Origin of the sequence: Paenibacillus sp. FSL H8-0548 (genome assembly GCF_038630985.1) — a bacterium.
Taxonomy (GTDB): domain Bacteria; phylum Bacillota; class Bacilli; order Paenibacillales; family Paenibacillaceae; genus Pristimantibacillus.
In genome coordinates this window covers 1,175,001-1,195,000 of record NZ_CP152049.1, presented here as the reverse complement: position 1 = coordinate 1,195,000, position 20,000 = coordinate 1,175,001, and the positions used below count along the sequence as shown (strand labels likewise).

Genomic DNA, 20,000 nt, shown 5'->3' with positions numbered 1-20,000 from the left:
GATGAATGCGTGAGAGCATGGCCATTTGGCGAAAAGGAGAAAGAGCCGCCTCCGGCTCATCCATCATATAAAGCCCGTTTCCATTAAAGCGATGTAGGAATGTTGCAAAAAAGGATTCGCCATGAGATTGCTGATGCAGCGACTTCCCGCCATACGAATCAATAATTCGACCGCCAAAACCGCCTGCGCGATCCATTTGATCGATATTGGTTGCTAAATTATAATAGCTCTCCGCGCGAAAAAAGAATCCATCTCTTGGTTTTATCGCGCTGCGAGCGAGCCTCAAATAGTGATGAAGCTCGGAGTGTGTAGCTTCCGTAGAAAAATTAAAATTAATCGTGCCACCCTCTGCATTAAAACCTAGCCCAATCGCGATTGCTTCCATCAGCGTAGACTTTCCCATGCCATTTTCACCAACAATATAGGTTACCTTCGGATGGAAGCCCAGCTCATCCAAGTTCCGAATCGCGCTCAAATGAAACGGGTACTCTTCAAAGGAGGGCACGGACTCCCGAAGGAGCTTTGCGCTTCTCAAATATAATCCTTGCTGGTTTTGTCTCACGGCGTACACCTCCGAGCTCGATTAATGATTAGCCGCCCTCGCTGCTATCCACAGCACTTTTTGAACTTTTTCCCGCTTCCGCATGGACAAGGATCGTTGCGTCCGACTTTTTTCTTCGAATGAAGATCAATAACATCGGCTAGAGCAGCTTGATTAGGCACCGTATTGAGCACCATGCTTACGTTTGCCCTCTTGACGGAAAGCTCCTCCGGTGAATAGCCTTTAAGCGCCCACTGCTTCGTACTGTTCATTAATGAAGTAAGCAATTCAGTTATGGAACGCAGCGTCGTTAAATTCGGAATATCAATAAAATGCTTTGCCACTTCAATAACCTCAGCCAATGAATCACCGTTCTTGGTCGCTTCGACACATTCCTCCGCCATCAAATCAGCCTCGTCGCGATCAATTTCATAATGATGAACGACATAACGAACCAAATTCATATATTGGCTAGTCCGCTCGACGTACTCGGGCTCTCCTGCTTTCAGCAGCTGCTGCTTCGTAAATGGGAAAAAATCAAGATCATTTCGAAGGCTTCGCTCTTTCATGATGGCTTCCGGATCTACAGCCCAGTAGCTGGTTATTAAGCCTTCTTTGTATATCTTGAATAGTTCATAGTAATTTTGTGCGTCATACAATAAGTCTTTCAGGTTAAGGAACGTTTGCGGGTGATCATCCCCTGGACAAACAAAAGACAGCAATTCATCAAATGTCAATGCACCATAATAAAATAGTGCGCCCTGTGTCAGCCGAATCCATTCTGTGTTCCGGTTTACGTTTGGATGATTCAGCTCTATTTCCCCTGCCTGCAGTATCTCTAGCAATTCCGAAGGCATTAAGATCACATGCTTGCCATCTACCGTTGCTGGAAAAAGAATACCACGCTCGCGGAAATATTCATATTGCTGCAACTCTAGCAGCGGCTTATCCCATATTCCATCGCTCTTTACTATTTTCTGTAATAGCTTTATTCTGCTTTGATCAAAATAGCTAGTTGCTTCGAGTAGATGCTCTGGAATCTTCTCTGTCAGCTTTTCAACCAGCCCTTGCTTGTTAAGAGTACTTAAATTAGCAATTTGCAAGTTCGTACGGATACTCGTTAACTGCTGCTTCGATAATACGCTTAGCGCTTCCGCATAAGACAGCGGGTAATTAAGCTGCGGCCAAAATTTATCCATTGCTTTATCAAGCTTTGTAGTCATCTTTATCTCCTAAAATAAAATGTATTTCATGCTTTTCTATCCCTTTTCATCTACTCCGAAAAAAACATGTGGGATCAAACATAACAAAAATTGACGCTGGAATCAAACAAAACCATGACAAATTCTCCTCATAAAATGTAAGATACGCCTATTAATGCTTACCTTTTGACAACAAAAAAAGGCTTTCTCAAGCAAGGCAGTTTGCCTTATGAGATAACCTCTTAAGCTAGTTCATTCATGTTTTTTCCACACTTTTCACACTAAGCAGAGAGTTAAGCTGCTCCAGCAAATTACCGCCGCCTGTAAGCGATATTGTGCCGATTTTCTCGCAAATCTTCTCCAGAAATTCAAGCTCCTTCAGACGGTACAGCGTACCGTTCTCATCCATCAGCTTAGCCGTATTCAGCAGGCTCCGTGTGGACGCTGTTTCCTCACGACGCGTAATCAGATTTGCCTGCGCCTTCTTCTCCGCCAGCAGCACCGTATTCAATATATCCTTGATATCACCCGGCAAAATAATATCCTTAAGACCCGCAGATATGAATTGAACGCCGTAATGCTCCTTCTGTTCATTCAAGCGAGTGAGAACGAACACTGCAATTTCTTGCTTCATGCGCAGCAAATCATCCAGCTTCAGCGTACCTACGTACTCACGCAAAATCAGCTGCAGCAAAATATATACCTGCTCCTCGAACGACTTGATCTGGATTGCTTTAAGTGGATCAACAATTTTATATTGGCACACAAAGTTCAGCCTCAGCGTCACCTTATCCTCCGTCATAATCTCTTGCCCCGTCATGTCCAGCTGAAGCTGTCGCAAATCGACTGTTTTCACCTGTACGCTCGTCGGACCCTTCCAGAAAAAATATCTTCCTGGGCGAAGCTCCCTCTGCCATACATTATTGTAAAACAGCAGACCCGATTCGTGACTCCCTACCTCCAGCATCTGAATATGGCCTTGCAGCTTCGCCAGCAGGGAATGATCGATTTCCGGAGAAATTTCCGGATTTCTACTATCAATACGAATAAAGGTATGTTTCTTCAGCACATTCCAGAAAGCGTACTTGCCTGCCGTTAGCAGTGAAACAAACTTGCCATCCTCAAAATGCAGCATATACTCGTAATCCTGGACGTCTGCGATAGTGAGCTGCTCTACAAGCTTCTCATCCTGAAGAAACAGATTCAGCTCTTTGCTTGGGACAGCGAAACGTTTGGATACATTTTGCAAAATGACGTTGTCATCTGAAAATGATGTGTGGCGGTATACGCCAGGCTGCAGAACCTTTATGTAGCTTCCTTTCTTGAAAAGCAGACCGCGTTCATCGTCCTTGATGATTACTTTTTTGAACATCGTCATACACCTCTTTACTTGCGATTTGGTTGACCTTTGCAACAGGAGCTCTCCTGCAGCTAAGCCGGAATCAGGCTTAAGATAGGAGTAAAAGCTGCTTTATAGCTTCGCTATTCATAGCTGCAGCCGAATGCGCCTTCCATTCGTTTACGTGCTATTTTTCGCTTAGCTGCAAGAGGCAGGCAACTCTTATCGGTATCCACCGATTGCATAGGCTTTGCTGCAGTGAACGCATACGAGCACGCTCTGAGTTCTCCTGCTCAAGGTCTTTTAGTTCAGTCTTTTCCTTTGGAAGGAAGTTCTCATACTCTACCAGAGAGTTATCGCGGATCAGGCGATAGCCAAGGGATTCGAACCCTTAAATTGGGAGATTAGGCAGAGATGGTCGTACAGCATACAAGCGCATAGAATGCGCGAGCACTGCGGGATTCTCAAAAATCCCAGCCAAGGTACGCCATTCGTACATTAACCTCATCTATTATTGAAGTTATCTTTAATAGCGATAGTAAGAAATTAGATGCCTTTAATAGCAGCCATCGGCTTGCACTTTGCTACCACAGCAGCTAATGAAGCGCCAACTACGCTGTCGATGATCTGATCCACATCCTTATATGCCTGTGTCGTCGTTTGCAAATACATGCAGCCGTCCTTGCTCAAGTACCATTTCATGGTGATTGCCGCCGTGTTTCTTATGCTGCATCAGCATTGTAAAACCTCCAGTGCTTTTAACTTTTATCCTAATCATTGCGCTGCCCTCTTACGAGTCCTATCTTCTCTTATTTCCCAGCTCCCGAACATGGCGGAAGTATTACGACAAAGGAAATTTTTGCTTTTTGTTCACAGCCGCGAGCTTCCTGTTAAGATAGATGAAGAATACCGTTTAGAAACGGGGGAAATCATCTACATGGCCAAAGAAAGCTTCGATAAGGAGATTCAGTTTTTGCGTATGCTCGTCCTAACAAGCGGGGCATACAATCGCCAGCAATACGCAGATCGGCTCGGAATTTCTGTTCACACCTTTGATAAAACAATGAAACGGCTGAAAGAAATCGTGAGCACTGTCAATCAGCAGCTGCCTGAGGACAAAGGGAAAGAATTTGCTGATACGATTCGCTATAGCTACTTGGACTCTTCTGACCCTATGCTGCTGTTTCTCTTCCGCGCGAAATCACTTAAGGAATCAGAGAGCCAGCGCCTTTCCTTGCTCCTTGCTGCCTTACATGATCAACCCTTAACAGCGATGGAGCTTCTTGATCTATGCTGCAGCAGCATGCCTGCTGGCCTCCCGCTTCCTGATGAGAAAACGATTCGAAACGATCTGAAATATTTAGAGCAAGTCGGTGTTATAAAAAAAGAATCAGGCGCTCGCCCTTACCGCTACCGGGTTTATAATGATCTGGTTCTCGGGCTTTCAAATGAAGAGCTGCTCGACTTATATGATTTCGTAGATATGATGGCGAATACGCAGCTGCCCTCCGTGCAAGGTTTTTTGCTTCGCGATGGACTGAAGAAGCATATGACTCGGCAGCAGGAAGCTAACTATTCCATTGAGCCATTCTTATATAAGTACAATTATTACTCTCGAATATTGGACGAGGCACATCTCTTTCCCCTTCTGGGCGCTATACGTGAGCGGAGGCTCGTCAGCTTTCTCTATTTTTCACCTAAGAAGGATACAAGCTACGCTTCAAGAAATACGAATCCGCTATTTGAGCGCGAGACAACCGGCATGCAAGAAACGATACTGCCGCTTAAGGTTATCTACGATCATCAATATGGGCGCTGGTACTTGCTCGGTCATCATCCGCGAGGCGGTATTAAGAAATACCGAATGGAGGGCTTAACTCAAATTTCGGAAGCAGAAGCCGTTGACGAAGAGCACTTCGAGGACAAAAAAACTGAACTGGAGCAGCGTATTCAGCATAGCTGGCTAATTGATACGGGCAGGCTAGCTACAGTTCGTATTCGCTTCTTCCACCCTGGTCATGGCATTCCAAACTTCGTGAAGGAGCGAGTGCTTCTGCAGGGTCAATGGGGAGAAATCGTAGAGGAATCGGATGATTCATTTATTTATGAAATCCAAGTAAACGGCACGATTGAAATTAAGCCGTGGATTAGAAGCTTTGGTTCGAGCTGTGAGGTGCTTGCTCCTCTGAAGCTCAGACAAGAAATGATCGCAGAGTGGAAGGAGATAAGGGACTGCTATGAATCTGTTTGAAAAAATATTCAACTACCAGATCCTATCCAAGCTCGAGGATACAGGTACGTTCATGATCACGACGCATGAGAGGAGCTGGTTAAAAACCATGCTTGAGCATCCTGCCGCAGCCGACGCCTTTGGCCCTGACACACTGCTTCGTCTCCAGCTTATGCTGAAACAGGAGCAAACCATCAACCGTGACGGTCTGCTTCATAAAGCTGCCAGCAAGGAACTTCATGTCTATCATCCGAGCATCCGGCCGATAAGAAAAGCAATTTCGCATAAAAGTCTCCTGCTACTAAGCTACAGTATGAAAAATGGTCAAGCATGCAGCCAGCAGCAATGCTTTCCTTATAAGCTGGAATATTCGATGGTTAAACGCGAATGGTATTTGCTCTGGTACCATATTAGAAATCGCAAGCTAATGAGCACCAAGCTACAAAAAATCATCGGCATTGACAGTCAAATATGCACCTCTGACGATTACGAACAGTTGGCTGCAAAAACCGAAGCTTTATGGAAAAAGCGCAGCATACATGCAACGATTCGTGTTGTGCGTGAATACAATGGAGAGCTGTCTCGGATTTTGTATGCCTATTCTTGCTTTGAGAAGGAAGTGAGCTACACTGAAGCATCAGATGAGTATACGATTCGATTATACTTCTCTTCCAGTGATAGTGAATTTGTCCTCTCAAAAACCCGCTTCCTCGGTAAACGAGTACATATCATAGAGAGCGAGCACCTCCGCCTGCGTATGCTGGAATCTGCAACGAAGGCGCTCGAACGCTACGAGGCAGATTTAGGCTAGCTCAGAGCAAATAAACTCACATTTTGACGAAAAATTTTATTTTGTAATCATTATAAAATGATATTGATTTTCTCGCAGAAAGCGATAACATATTAGGTGAGGTGCAAGTATACAAAACCAATGAGGTGAATCTATTATGAGTACCGAGAAGAACAAACTAACGACTAGCTTTGGTGCCCCTGTAGGAGATAACCAAAACTCGATGACAGCCGGCTCACGTGGTCCCACTTTAATTCAAGATGTTCATCTACTGGAGAAACTAGCACACTTCAATCGAGAGCGTGTTCCTGAACGCGTTGTTCATGCCAAAGGTGCAGGCGCACATGGCTACTTTCAGGTCACACATGATGTCACACCTTATACCAAAGCTAATTTTCTATCCGAGGTAGGCAAACGCACGCCGATGTTTATTCGCTTTTCTACCGTAGCCGGCGAGCTTGGCTCTTCTGATACGGTTCGTGATCCGCGCGGCTTCGCTGTAAAGTTTTATACCGAGGAAGGCAATTACGATTTAGTAGGCAACAACACGCCTGTTTTCTTTATTCGCGATGCCATTAAGTTTCCAGATTTCATTCATACACAAAAGCGTCACCCGCAAACCCATTTAAAAAACCCGAATGCTGTATGGGATTTTTGGTCTTTATCGCCAGAATCACTGCATCAGGTTACTATTCTAATGTCTGATCGCGGTATCCCAGCTACTTTTAGACATATGCATGGCTTCGGAAGCCATACCTTCAAATGGGTAAATGCCGAAGGGCAAGCCGTGTGGATAAAATACCATTTCAAAACCGAGCAGGGCGTCCAAAACATTTCAAATGAGGTTGCCGCCAAAATTGCCGGTGAAAATCCTGACTACCATACCGAAGATTTATTCAATTCCATCGCACAAGGCGATTTTCCAGCATGGAAGCTATATGTACAGATTATGCCGGTCGAAGATGCGAATACATATCGTTTCGACCCCTTTGATGTGACGAAGGTTTGGTCGCAGAAGGATTATCCGCTCATTGAAGTAGGACGCATGGTGCTTGACCGTAATCCCGACAACTATTTTGCCGAGGTTGAGCAAGCGACGTTTTCACCGGGCTCCTTCGTTCCTGGTGTCGAAGCATCTCCTGACAAAATGCTGCAGGGTCGTCTGTTCGCTTACGCCGATGCTCATCGCTACCGGGTAGGAGCGAATCATAATCAGCTGCCCATCAATCGTCCAACTGCTCCTGTAAACAATCATCAGCGTGATGGCCAAATGCGCGCAGACGGTAATGGCGGAGCGTCCATTTACTACGAGCCAAACAGCTACGGCGGACCGACGGAGTCGCCAGAGAACAAGCCGGCACCATTCGAAGTAAGCGGTCAAGCCGATAGTGTCGCCTATGATCATCATGACCACTACACACAGGCTGGCGATCTATATCGTCTGCTCAGCGAGGAAGAACGTGCGCGCTTAACCGAAACCATCGTTGGCGCAATGAAGCCTGTCGAGAAGGATGAAATTAAGCTGCGTCAAATCAGCCATTTCTACAAAGCAGATCCAGACTATGGTCAACGTGTCGCCGACGGCCTTGGTTTATCCATTACTCAGCAATAATGAATAGGGGTTATCCCCCTTAATTCTTATCCTTGTAGCACAAAGGGGACGGCTCAATGAGCCGTCCCCTTCTCTATAGCTTAATCTAATGAAACGGATAAACAAAGAATCGCTCCGTACCGAAGCGTGCCTGTATCTCCGCATCCTCCAGCTTTTTGCTGCCTAGCAGTTCAGCGGCTTGAAATTGTGAGCGATGCGCTTGAATAGACTCCATTTTTTGCTTCAAAAATAATTTAACATCATTGATATGATCTGGCTTTCCGATTGCTTGCTCGTGATTTTTAGAAAAGGCCATGCAATAAACGACTGGTCTCTCGTCTTTTGCAAGCTTGCTAATTGTTCGAATCACAGCTGCTCCACAAGCATCATGATCGGGATGAACGCTATAGCCTGGATAAAAAGTGTAGACGATCGACGGTCGCAGCTCTTCCAAGAGCTGACCGATTTGTCCATCCAGCTTATCCTTGTCCTCAAATTCGAGCGTTTTATCATGGAAGCCCAGCATCCTTACATCCTGTATGCCTATAGCATGACAAGACTCTTCCAGCTCAATTTTTCGTATAGCAGGCAGTGTCACTCGATTCGCAAACGGCGGAATCCCCATATTTCGGCCCATTTCCCCAAGTGTCAAGCACGCATATGTGACATATGCCCCATCTTCGATATGTTTAGCCAGCGTACCTGACAGCCCGAAGGCTTCATCATCAGGATGCGGCAGGATGACAACAATGTTTGGATTCATCAAATCACTTCTTTCCTCTTTCATTAGAAGGGCACCTTGCTTAATTGCAGCGAAACAATCAGCTTGCCTTGCCCATCATGTCCTGCAAGTAGCAATCGATCTGTTTCAGTCTCTTCCCAGTGAGTGAGCCCCTCTGAGTAAATCCATCCTTTAGCCATCTTCAGGCCCACCCGATAAGGTCCGCTTCCTTCAATTGAGCCATGGGAGTATTCAATAACCGCATTCGTAATAAAATTCGCAGCCGGATGCTTCGTGCTGTCTAGATGAGCAGCGTAAGCCCCAGTCGTCATTTCAAGATGAACATAAAGCTCCTGATCCTTAAAGCTATTTATGATCTGCTGTACCATTTGTTGATTAATTAGCTGCAACTGAATCCCTCCCCTTATACAAGCGACTTCTATAGTATAACTCCTATTAAAATCATTTTAACACACTTATTGTTAAAGAAATAATGAAACTCTAGTACATGCTATTGCCCTTAACTATGCCCATAAACAGTTCAAATCGAGGGAGATACATAATTTTCAATATAAGACATTTTACCTAAAATAGAGTAGTTCCTAGGAACTAGATTGTCTTGGAAATATATGCTATACTTACTTTCAAATTTGTAGTTACAAACAATCAGTTTTCCATTCGGAGGTGGCCATTGATAGACTGCAATTCCATCGCATTAGATAAATGATATTAAAAAAACAAGAAACATAATAGGAGGTCAACATGAGAAACTTGTCGATTAGAAAAAAACTGCTTGGAGGATTTATATCCGTTCTCATTGTATTAGCCTTAATTGTGTCTATCACTTTGGTACAGCTGATGTCTCTTGATCGTACATACACAGAGTTAATTAATGATAACACGAATAAAATGCTCCAAATTAAAGATATGGTTGTCGCAATAAAATCCGAACAGATCGCTCTCCGTGTGTACTCGCTGCTCGGTGACGAGACGTCATTCAATGGGATCGTTTCGTCGCACGAGCGCTTCATGAAGATCAGCAAGCAGCTCGGCTCAAGTATATCCACTCCAGCAATGATAGAGTGGCTCAAACAATCTGATCAAATTGAGAGTGAATACTTTCAGCTATCTGAACAGATCATTGATTTGAGAAAGCAGAATAAAATGACTGAGGTTAACGCTCTCCTCATGAACGACGGTCGTACGATGATTGCAAAAATGGAGAACGTATTATCGGAAATGGAAGCATATCAGCAAAATTTATTAAACATAGGCACTAAGAACGCCAGTGAACAAGCAGACGATGTCTTCCGTCTAGTCATGATACTAGGCATTATTGCTGTATTGCTCGGTTTAAGCATTGCTCTGTTCATGGGCCAGCTCATCTCCAAGCCCCTAATTGAGGTAGCCAAGGTAGCCGAAAAAATCGCAGGCGGAGATCTTACAGGCAAAGCTCTTGTTATGAAAAATAACGATGAGATCGGCATGCTTTCCAGCTCTTTTAATATGATGGCCAACAATCTTAGAGCACTTATTCATCAGGTAGGCAACAACGCCGAGCAGGTAGCGGCTTCCTCAGAGGAACTGAGTGCAAGCTCCGAGCAGACCTCTTCAGCAACTGAGCAAATCGCGAGAACTATTCAGGAGGTAGCAGCAGGCTTGGATCAGCAAGTCGAGCTCTCTCAAAATAGCTCGCAGACAATCAATGAATTGTCGCTTGGATTTCAACAGATTGCCAAAAATACTCAAACGGTGTCTTCCAAGGCTGGGGAAGCATCAGAAAAGGCTATATCCGGCAACGAGTCGATAAAAACCGCGGTCACACAAATGAGTTCTATTAATGAAACCGTCGCTGGACTTGCTCAGGTTATTGAGAGACTGGGCGAACAGTCTACTGAAATCAATCAAATCGTGATCGTCATTACGGAGCTTTCTGCACAAACCAACCTGCTTTCATTGAATGCTGCTATCGAGGCTGCAAGAGCTGGCGAGCATGGACGCGGTTTTGAGGTCGTGGCTAAAGAGGTGCGGAAGCTGTCCGAGCAATCAACACAATCTGCTCACCAGATTGCTGCATTAATCTCCGCTATTCATGCGGGTATGAATGAAGCTGTTCATTCGATGGAGGCTGTAACCAAAGAGGTGCATGCCGGCATCGACATCGTCCATACTGCTGGACAATCCTTTGAATATATTCAGTATGCTGTCAATGATGTCGCACTGGAGTCCGAAGAAGTTTCTGCTGCTGTACAGGAGATGACGGCGGGCGTCGACGAAATGACCAGCGCTATGCGGACGATCTCCGAGGTAACGGAAAGCTCAGCAGCTGGTACGGAGCAGGTAAACGCATCTACACAAGAGCAATTATCCTCTATGGAGGAGATAAGCGCTTCTTCAAACGCCCTTGCCAAAATGGCGGAGGATTTACAGCTTACGATAAGCCGCTTCAAAACTAGCTAATATTTCTGAAGCATTTTATGGTATACTGCTACAATATTAACTCTCAAGGAGACATTACAATATGAAAATTTATGTTATTCAGTCCTTTAATGAGGACGGCATGGAAAATATTTATGTAGGTGCTGATGAGGAAAAAGCATTGTCGTTGAAAGCGGAAGACTTTGAGCATTGCGACGCTCTGTTCGTCGAGATCTGGGAGGATGGCGCGAAGACGGATGATTTCCGACTTGTTGAATCTTCCGAGGATGAAGAAGACGATGAAGAAGAAACCTCCGAAGAGAAGTAGTACCTTATAGCTAAAAGCATTCTCGCAACCTTTTGTCGAACATTGACGTCTAATGTTCGACTTTTATTTTATAAGGAGAGAATTAGATGCTGCATATGAAGAAATCTTTATCCAGAATGGCTGTACTCACACTCACCGTATCCCTGCTTGCAGTTGGCTGCAGCAACACCGGTAAAGAAGTACCGAGTAATACCGTAGCAGGTAACACGTCGAATGAGACCGTGACTACAGAACAGCCTACCAGTTCTCCCGAAACAGACGTGCCGACTATATCGGATGCGCCAGCCGTAGAAGACAGTGCAACAAGTGAGCCCTCGGCTACCACTGCACCTGCTGCTACGGAAGACACAGCAGCTGACAGCGAAGCAGTAGTAAAGCCCGCCCCTACCGCTAAGCCAACTGCCAAGCCTACAGCAAAGCCCGCTCAGAAGCCGTCGGCCACTGCTGCACCTACACAAAAGCCAACACAAAAACCGATTACAAAACCAAGTGCAACAGTAAAACCAACAGCAAAACCAACTGAGAAGCCTGCAGCAGACATTATGGTTGCAGACATCTCATCCAAGATTATCGCCGATATTGAATTACCAGCCCTTATCGCCGTTGAAGGCGAGCGTATTGCCGATGTATACGGAATTGATTCCGCCAGCCTGCTATCGGAAGCCGTTTTCTATCAGGCCATGATGAATACAAGAGCAACTGAGCTTGTTATTGTGAAGCTGAAAGATAGCAATAGCTACGATGATATAGCCAAGGCTTTGGAAGCACGTGCTGCAAGTATACAAAAAACATTTGAAACGTATTTGCAGGATCAGTACGAGGACGCTATGAACTACAAACTCATCCGGAACGGTGATTATGTTATGCTGTCTATCTCTCAGGATCAGGATAGTGTAGTTAAAATTTTCAACAGCTTCTTCAAATAAATTAATTCATTATACTAGTAGTACGAGCTGTTATCCAAAAATGCGCTCTACATAGATATGCTTCTTGTTTGCTTCGCCTGCAAATATTTAGCAACTAAGCTCAGCAGCGCAGTTGCAGCCACACATTCTAGGAAGGTTACGAGCAGAAGCACCACATCCTGGGTAACGGTCATGCTGGCACTATCCCAGCCTAACAGAACATAGTTAATGTACATGAACAATACATGCCCAAAAAAAGTGACGATACTGAATAAGCTAATTTGCTTATGATACTTCTGAACCGCTGCACCCTTCATCCGAATGATGCCGTAAAAAATGAGGACTGTATTCGGAAGCACGCTAAAGGTAAGCTTATAGTCCCTCGTCCATTCACTCAGAGCAAGCAGAAGCATTGTCTCGACCATCGTAAGAGCAATGGAGAAAATTAAAATAGGTTTTATGTTAATTTGCATCCATTGCTCTTCATGCTTGGCAAGCAAGACACCCGCAATAACGAATGTAAAACCAAATCCAATATACCGTGTAGCAAATAAACTGAGATACTCAAGATAGACAGGACTAAGAAAAGGAAAGCTTAATTTTGTAATGCCTGGCAGCGTCATTAGACTACCCGACACAAACTGAATGCCTGCAAAGCCTATTATCGCCATAATAGCAGTAAGCCTAGCTTGCCCCTTTTGCAAAAGCCAATAAGCTGATAGTAGACCGAATATAAGCGGTGGAATAAACCAAAATTGAATAAATGGGCCATTTAGGAAAAAAGCCATAAACAAGATCTTCGCTTGAACAAAGAGATTGCCTGCTGATAAGCCTTCGCTAATGAGCTTCGGAACAATATGCTCCGCAACAAAAATACAACAAAAGAAACAGTAGATGATCAAGATGCGCTTGAAATACCGCCCGATATATTTGCGCGGACTTGCAGCATGCGTCCATCCCTTATAGGCAAGAAAACCAGCGATGACATAAAAGCAAGGCACCACCACTCTTGTTGCAAGAGCGGTAAACTGGAAAAGCTTCTGGCCAGGCACAAACTCCAGGTATCGAAGCAGCATAATATGAGCGATGAGAACGAGCAAGGAGCCCGCCAGCTTAAATACCGTTATGCCAGGGTAGTATTTACGCATGTTTCTTCATCTCTAGAGTTCCAGTCAGCACGAGCGACTTAATCTCTGCGATCGAAACCTTCCCTGTGGGCGAGAGTGGAAATTCGGGAAGAAATACGAAATACCGCGGCAGCTTGAACGCCGACAGCTGTGGCGCCAAATCATTTTTTAGCTTTTCGGAGGTTAATGCGGCTCCCTCCTTCGCTACAATACAGGCACATATCTGTTCCCCGTAAAGCTCATCCGGCACGCCAATGACGAGCGCCTCATCCACATCATGATGACGGAGAAGCGCATTTTCAATTTCTATCGGTGATATCTTCTCTCCGCCGCGAGTGATAAGCCGATGAAGCCTGCCCGTAATCGTTAAATTTCTTCTTTCATCCAGAAAGCCCAAATCCCCCGATTTATACCAGCCTTCCTCCGTAACGCTCGCTTTGGCTTGCAGCTCATTCGTATAGCGCATAACCCGATAGCTCCGAATAGCAATTTCGCCAAGCTCATGAGAAGGAAGCGTCTCGCCCGTTTCCGGGTTTACTATTTTCACCTCCACCTGCTTATCTACCCTGCCTCCGATGCTATAGGAGCTCTTTTCAAATTCTTTATAATGAATGAGTCCGCTTAAAAGATTCGTGTGTCTCAGCAATCGATACAGCAGCAATAAGATCATATTGCTCCTGCGATTGAGAAAACAGGTGCCGTTTGCTACAGCACCTGCTTCCGAGGAGCCATAGCTTACCATAAAGAAGTAAAGATTCAAGCTTTTCATAATCTTTTGCAAAATAATATTGTTAACTGCGGCAGAAGTAAAGGCTATCCCTAGCAGCGAATTTAAATTAAAATTATTACGCTTGGGAGATGCCAGCATCTGCTGCACCATAAACGGAGTACCTACGAGTACTCTGCACCTCTCCTTCTCAACAGCAGCTAGCGCATTCAAAGGATTGAAGTGACTGAGCATCACAATACGGATATTACATGTTTTTAGGCTAGTGATTAAGGTAGCAAACCCTCCCAGATGATATAAAGGAAGCAGATTCATAATGGAGAAATAACGAGTGATTTTATCGCTTATTCTCATCAGCACACGGCTGCCCTTCTCCGAATTATCCGACAACAAGAAGGAGGCCGTAGAACGAAGTACTCCCTTTGGAACGCCAAGCGTACCCGAGGTATACAGTAAAATCAGCGGGTCCTTGGGAGCAATCGCTGCACAAGCGCTAAAAAAACGATCTCCATCCTCCATATCACTCAGCGTTCCGAGCTCAAAGTAAGAAAGGAAAGGCTCTGCCACTCGATCTGCATTCTCTAACACAAAAATATGCGCTGGATACCAGTCGTTATCCATCTCCGCCTTACTCTCCCTTTGTATCTCCTGAAGCATAGTAGGGTAGTGATTATGCTGTCCCTCTATCCCCATAATCAAGGCTGCTGGGCGTGAATCCTTCAAATAATTCCGAAGCTCCTGCTTCTTGGAGTAGGTATTAAGCGGAACGATAATGGCACCAATACAAGCAGCTGCAAACATGGACACCACCAGCTCCATTCTGCCTGGCATAAGCAGCGCTATACGGTCGCCTTTCTTGATCCCCAGTCGCAGCAAGCCCTTGGCGACGCGGCTTGTATCATCCCAAATTCTCAACCACGTATAATGCTGGTTTTCAGCCGGAAAGCTATATGCCACGTCATGAGGGCTTATCGCAGCTCTATTTTGAAGAAAATAGGGCATTGTCCCCTTGTTCATCCTACCCTGAATATTCATCTATTCTTGCCCCCGCCATTGTAAAATAATGAATTTATCCTCTTATATAAAACTTTATAAGAAACATAATCTTAATATAACATCATATTAGTTCTTAATAAAGAACATTTTTTCGTAAAAGAAACGCTCCTCAACAGGAACGACATACTTGCAATTTACTCCTTTTCAAAATAAAAATACCGCATGCAGAAGGAGATCTGACATACGGCATTAATGATTCATTGATGTAATTAGCTTGTCTCAGTAACTCGTGGAGCTTGCTTCACTTTGCCGATGAACAAGCTAAGCGGCAGGGCAACGACTGCAACTAATGTCGCAACGACGTATACATCATTGATGCTCATCGTGAACGACATCATCTCAATATGGAGCTTATCTTGGTCTCCAGCCACCATGAAGTTAGTTGCATGTGTCAGAGATCTCGATGCCAGCATCGTTGTGAATATCGCTATCGCGAAGGAACCAAAAACATTTCTCGTCCAGTTCGTTATCGCAGATGCATGACCGGACAGCTCAGCTGGAATTTGTTCCATTGCTGCATTGCTCGATGGCATAACAACAAGAGCGATTCCAATATTACGAACAATCATCCACCAGATGATGTACGTATGAGAGACATCCAGACTTAACCAACTCAATGCCAGAGTTCCTACAGTGAGTAGAACAATACCTGCTGACATCAGCCAGCGCGGCCCCAGAATGCCATACAGCTTGCCCACAACCGGCATGAGCAATGCCATGGCGAGCGAAGCAGGAAGCAATATCATACCCGTTTCCATCGCAGAGACATTCTGTATTCTTTGTAGAAATATCGGAGTCAGCAGTGTGCCTGAATAAAGGCTAATCGTAATAATATTAGAAATAACTGCGTTTAACGTAAAACGTTTATTTTTGAACACCCTAATATTAAGCAGCGGTGTTTCGGTCGTCAGCTCCTGCCTAATGAATATGAGCAGCGACACCGCTCCTAGAGCGAATAACGAAATGATTTCCCAAGACCCCCAGCCCCATTTTCCGCCTTGGCCTAATGCTAACAGTAAGGAAGAGCTGCTTATAATAACCGTCAAGAAGCCAATCGTATCGAAGCTCTTCGGAATGTTCATGCGATAATATGGAATGTAGGCATAAACAAATCCAATAGCTATCAACCCAATCGGAATATTCATGAGGAACAGCCACTGCCAATTCATATGCTCCAGTATCCAGCCGCTAATCGTAGGACCGAAAGCTGGTGCCAGCATCGCAGACAAGCCCCAGAACGCGACTGCCATCGCCTGTCGTTCTCTCGGAATGATTTGATAAATAATGGACATCGTAGCTGGTATAATCAATCCACTAAATGCCCCCTGCAGCACACGAAAAACAATGAGTGACCCTTCGTTCCATGCAGTTGCACATAATACCGATGCTAGAGTAAATCCTATTAATGAAAACAGATATAGACGTCTATAGCTGAACCTCTCGCCCAGATAACCGGCAATTGGTGCCGTCGTTCCCATTGCAAGCATAAAGCCCGTTAACGTCCACTGTACAGAGCTTAGCGTCGTCTCGAAATGCTCGGTCAAAATTTCGAGTGCAAGGTTAATCGTGGCAGATGCCAATACGCATAAAAAAGACCCGATAAAAATAGCAAACATAATCGGCCAGAAACGGACCTTTTGAGCTTCTACTTGATTCATATGATTCTCCCACACATCCTCTATAATTACTTTATAACTTAACTATTATATTTTAGTTCTAAACTAATTTCAATGAAAAGTATTTATTTATTTCGACTCAAAACCAAATCTATTGCTTAATGAGCTCGTCGCTTTATACTGGCATTTATGGTCGGGTCGAGGAAAGGGTGCATTACTAGCGAGGCTACATTGCACTTTTTACAACGGATTGACTGAAACTCCACTTGAACCTACCGTACACTGCACTTTTTACAACGGATTGACTGTTTAATCATAACAAATGCTCGTTTGATCACTATTCTACTGCAATATTACATTGTAGTCGTACGAATCTGCGTTCATGTGAGGTTTCTGTTGCATAAAGTACATTGTAGGTGAGTTGATTTGATTTGGTAGCGCGAGCAAAGCAGACAGAGTAGATGGTGCGAGGATAGCAGGTGGAGCAGATCGAGCCGGCAGCATCTTTTTAGGCGGGAAAGTCGTGCTATTCTGCGCCAAAAATAATCAATGTACTGCCATAAAAACAAAAAAAACCTCATTCACAAGGAATATAGGCTTAAGGTAAAAAGTATGGTGGAGGATGACGGGATCGAACCGCCGACCCTCTGCTTGTAAGGCAGATGCTCTCCCAGCTGAGCTAATCCTCCATGGGAACATAAAAATCCACATATACAGACTTGCTTCACTTTCATGCAAGTGAAACATTTGCACATTGAAAACTGGATACGAAAGTTAGGTTTGCTGAAACCTATTATGCTGCTGTCTACTGGATGTATGGGTCACAGTAAACGTGTTTAGGATAAGCCCTCGACCGATTAGTATTCGTCAGCTACACACATTGCTGTGCTTCCACCCCGAACCTATCAACCTCGTCGTCTTCAAGGGGTCTTACATACTGGGAAATCTCATCTTGAGGGGGGCTTCGCGCTTAGATGCTTTCAGCGCTTATCCCGTCCGTACTTGGCTACCCAGCGGTGCTCCTGGCGGAACAACTGGTACACCAGCGGTACGTCCATCCCGGTCCTCTCGTACTAAGGACAGCTCCTCTCAAATTTCCTGCGCCCGCGACAGATAGGGACCGAACTGTCTCACGACGTTCTGAACCCAGCTCGCGTACCGCTTTAATGGGCGAACAGCCCAACCCTTGGGACCTACTTCAGCCCCAGGATGCGATGAGCCGACATCGAGGTGCCAAACCTCCCCGTCGATGTGGACTCTTGGGGGAGATAAGCCTGTTATCCCCAGGGTAGCTTTTATCCGTTGAGCGATGGCCCTTCCATTCGGTACCACCGGATCACTAAGCCCGACTTTCGTCCCTGCTCGACTTGTAGGTCTCGCAGTCAAGCTCCCTTATGCCTTTGCACTCTGCGAATGATTTCCAACCATTCTGAGGGAACCTTTGGGCGCCTCCGTTACATTTTAGGAGGCGACCGCCCCAGTCAAACTGTCCACCTGACACGGTCCCCGAACCGGTTTCACGGTTCTAGGTTAGAACTCCGATACGATCAGGGTGGTATCCCAACGGTGCCTCCACACAAGCTGGCGCTCATGCTTCGTAGGCTCCCACCTATCCTGTACAGATCGTACCAAAGTTCAATATCAAGTTACAGTAAAGCTCCATGGGGTCTTTCCGTCTTGTCGCGGGTAACCTGCATCTTCACAGGTATTAAAATTTCACCGGATCTCTCGTTGAGACAGCGCCCAAGTCGTTACGCCATTCGTGCGGGTCAGAATTTACCTGACAAGGAATTTCGCTACCTTAGGACCGTTATAGTTACGGCCGCCGTTTACTGGGGCTTCGGTTCACAGCTTCGGGTTACCCCTAACCGCTCCCCTTAACCTTCCAGCACCGGGCAGGCGTCAGCCCGTATACTTCGCCTTACGGCTTCGCACAGACCTGTGTTTTTGCTAAACAGTCGCTTGGGCCTTTTCACTGCGGCCCCCTCGGGCTATAAACCCTACCGAGGCACCTCTTCTCCCGAAGTTACGAGGTCATTTTGCCGAGTTCCTTAACGAGAGTTCTTCCGCGCGCCTTAGCATACTCTGCTCGCCTACCTGTGTCGGTTTGCGGTACGGGCACCTAGATCTCACTAGAGGCTTTTCTTGACAGCCGGAGTACATGACCTTCGCTACTGTAATTTTCGCTCCCCATCACAGCCCAGCCTTATAGTGTGCGGATTTGCCTACACACCAGCCTCACTGCTTAGACGGACTATTCCATCAGTCCGCGTCACTGCCCTTCTGTGTCACCCCATTGCTCAAACAATCTTCGGTGGTACAGGAATTTCAACCTGTTGTCCATCCACTACGCCTTTCGGCCTCGCGTTAGGTCCCGACTTACCCTGAGAGGACGAGCCTTCCTCAGGAACCCTTAGGCTTTCGGCGGACAAGATTCTCACTTGTCTTTTCGTTACTCATACCGGCATTCTCACTTGAATACAGTCCACCAGTCCTCACGGTCCAACTTCAATCCGTATTCAACGCTCCCCTACCCAAGTACCATTAAGGTACATGTCATAGCTTCGGTGGTGTGTTTAGCCCCGTTACATTTTCGGCGCAGAGTCACTCGACCAGTGAGCTATTACGCACTCTTTAAATGATGGCTGCTTCTAAGCCAACATCCTGGTTGTCTTTGCAACTCCACATCCTTTCCCACTTAACACACACTTGGGGACCTTAGCTGATGATCTGGGCTGTTTCCCTCTTGACAATGGATCTTAGCACTCACTGTCTGACTCCCGAGTAGCACGTCTATGGCATTCGGAGTTTGACTGGACTTGGTAACCCTTGGCGGGCCCCGCACCCAATCAGTGCTCTACCTCCACGACGCTCATTCCTCGAGGCTAGCCCTAAAGCTATTTCGGGGAGAACCAGCTATCTCCGAGTTCGATTGGAATTTCTCCGCTACCCCCACCTCATCCCCGCACTTTTCAACGTGCGTGGGTTCGGGCCTCCAGTGCGTGTTACCGCACCTTCACCCTGGACAGGGGTAGATCACACGGTTTCGGGTCTACGACCACGTACTTATTCGCCCTATTCAGACTCGCTTTCGCTACGGCTCCGTCTTCCCGACTTAACCTTGCACGTGATCGTAACTCGCCGGTTCATTCTACAAAAGGCACGCCATCACCCATTTAACGGGCTCTGACTTTTTGTAAGCGCACGGTTTCAGGTTCTTTTTCACTCCGCTTCCGCGGTGCTTTTCACCTTTCCCTCACGGTACTGCTTCACTATCGGTCACCAGGGAGTATTTAGCCTTGGCAGATGGTCCTGCCGGATTCCGACGGGGTTTCTCGTGTCCCGCCGTACTCAGGATCCGTCTCGGAGAGTGCTTGCTTTCGGTTACAGGGCTTTTACCTGCTCTGGC

General features: G+C 45.8%; 15 protein-coding genes, 1 tRNA gene and 1 rRNA gene (2 of these 17 cut by a window edge). 6 read left to right on the top strand and 11 right to left on the bottom strand.

Going from position 1 to position 20,000, the window contains the following annotated elements; genetic code table 11:
* The 4 genes from MHI37_RS04935 to MHI37_RS04920 all read right to left on the bottom strand — a co-directional run.
* Window positions 1-562: the 5' portion of an AAA family ATPase gene (locus tag MHI37_RS04935; RefSeq protein WP_076339924.1), read on the bottom strand. It extends 197 nt beyond the left edge of the window; only the first 562 of its 759 coding nucleotides appear in the window; the start codon lies at window positions 560-562; its stop codon lies off the left edge, out of view.
* A gap of 44 nt (window positions 563-606) precedes the next feature.
* Window positions 607-1,764, bottom strand: a complete 1,158-nt coding sequence (locus MHI37_RS04930) for an SEC-C metal-binding domain-containing protein (RefSeq protein ID WP_076339925.1) — start codon at window positions 1,762-1,764, stop codon at window positions 607-609.
* A gap of 235 nt (window positions 1,765-1,999) precedes the next feature.
* Complete coding sequence (locus MHI37_RS04925; protein WP_076339926.1) at window positions 2,000-3,115, bottom strand: slipin family protein; 1,116 nt, start codon at window positions 3,113-3,115, stop codon at window positions 2,000-2,002.
* Window positions 3,116-3,628: 513 nt separating this feature from the next.
* Entirely contained in the window at window positions 3,629-3,784 is a 156-nt protein-coding gene (locus MHI37_RS04920; RefSeq protein WP_342556568.1) for an RtcB family protein, read from the bottom strand.
* A gap of 235 nt (window positions 3,785-4,019) precedes the next feature.
* On the opposite strand from MHI37_RS04920, the gene MHI37_RS04915 reads away from it, so the two are divergent.
* The 3 genes from MHI37_RS04915 (at window position 4,020) to katA (ending at window position 7,714) form a co-directional block, all read left to right on the top strand.
* The gene (locus MHI37_RS04915; protein WP_076339936.1) at window positions 4,020-5,333 is read left to right on the top strand and encodes a WYL domain-containing protein; all 1,314 of its coding nucleotides are present in this window, start codon (window positions 4,020-4,022) and stop codon (window positions 5,331-5,333) included.
* Window positions 5,320-6,123 carry a WYL domain-containing protein gene (locus MHI37_RS04910; RefSeq protein WP_076339927.1) on the top strand — a complete coding sequence of 268 codons (804 nt, stop codon included), beginning with the start codon at window positions 5,320-5,322 and terminating at the stop codon, window positions 6,121-6,123. The genes MHI37_RS04915 and MHI37_RS04910 overlap by 14 nt, the downstream gene beginning before the upstream one ends.
* Before the next feature lie 136 nt (window positions 6,124-6,259).
* Complete coding sequence (gene katA / locus MHI37_RS04905) at window positions 6,260-7,714, top strand: catalase KatA (protein ID WP_076339928.1); 1,455 nt, start codon at window positions 6,260-6,262, stop codon at window positions 7,712-7,714.
* An 85-nt stretch (window positions 7,715-7,799) separates the two neighbouring features.
* Here the strand turns inward: katA and bshB2 are convergent, their stop codons facing one another.
* Both bshB2 and MHI37_RS04895 read right to left on the bottom strand, forming a co-directional pair.
* Entirely contained in the window at window positions 7,800-8,456 is a 657-nt protein-coding gene (gene bshB2, locus MHI37_RS04900; protein WP_076339937.1) for a bacillithiol biosynthesis deacetylase BshB2, read from the bottom strand.
* A gap of 23 nt (window positions 8,457-8,479) precedes the next feature.
* Window positions 8,480-8,824, bottom strand: a complete 345-nt coding sequence (locus MHI37_RS04895; RefSeq protein WP_076339929.1) for a YojF family protein — start codon at window positions 8,822-8,824, stop codon at window positions 8,480-8,482.
* Window positions 8,825-9,176: 352 nt separating this feature from the next.
* Here MHI37_RS04895 and MHI37_RS04890 point away from each other — a divergent pair, with 352 nt between their 5' ends.
* The 3 genes from MHI37_RS04890 (at window position 9,177) to MHI37_RS04880 (ending at window position 12,086) form a co-directional block, all read left to right on the top strand.
* Window positions 9,177-10,874: a methyl-accepting chemotaxis protein gene (locus MHI37_RS04890; protein WP_076339930.1), complete on the top strand. Its 1,698-nt coding sequence runs from the start codon at window positions 9,177-9,179 to the stop codon at window positions 10,872-10,874.
* Window positions 10,875-10,935: 61 nt separating this feature from the next.
* Window positions 10,936-11,160, top strand: coding sequence for a hypothetical protein (locus MHI37_RS04885; RefSeq protein ID WP_076339931.1), 225 nt, complete (start codon window positions 10,936-10,938; stop codon window positions 11,158-11,160).
* An 86-nt stretch (window positions 11,161-11,246) separates the two neighbouring features.
* Window positions 11,247-12,086: a DUF4358 domain-containing protein gene (locus MHI37_RS04880; protein WP_076339932.1), complete on the top strand. Its 840-nt coding sequence runs from the start codon at window positions 11,247-11,249 to the stop codon at window positions 12,084-12,086.
* Window positions 12,087-12,133: 47 nt separating this feature from the next.
* Here MHI37_RS04880 and MHI37_RS04875 read toward each other — a convergent pair whose 3' ends face one another.
* The 5 genes from MHI37_RS04875 to MHI37_RS04855 form a co-directional block, all read right to left on the bottom strand.
* A complete protein-coding gene (locus MHI37_RS04875; protein WP_076339933.1) occupies window positions 12,134-13,213 on the bottom strand; it encodes an acyltransferase family protein in 1,080 nt (359 codons plus the stop codon).
* The gene (locus MHI37_RS04870; protein WP_076339934.1) at window positions 13,206-14,954 is read right to left on the bottom strand and encodes a class I adenylate-forming enzyme family protein; all 1,749 of its coding nucleotides are present in this window, start codon (window positions 14,952-14,954) and stop codon (window positions 13,206-13,208) included. Before MHI37_RS04870 ends, MHI37_RS04875 begins: the two co-directional genes overlap by 8 nt.
* 230 nt (window positions 14,955-15,184) lie before the next feature.
* The gene (locus MHI37_RS04865) at window positions 15,185-16,633 is read right to left on the bottom strand and encodes a DHA2 family efflux MFS transporter permease subunit (protein ID WP_076339935.1); all 1,449 of its coding nucleotides are present in this window, start codon (window positions 16,631-16,633) and stop codon (window positions 15,185-15,187) included.
* A gap of 571 nt (window positions 16,634-17,204) precedes the next feature.
* A tRNA-Val gene (locus MHI37_RS04860) sits at window positions 17,205-17,280 on the bottom strand.
* A gap of 148 nt (window positions 17,281-17,428) precedes the next feature.
* Window positions 17,429-20,000 (bottom strand): 23S ribosomal RNA (locus tag MHI37_RS04855) (it continues 361 nt past the right edge of the window).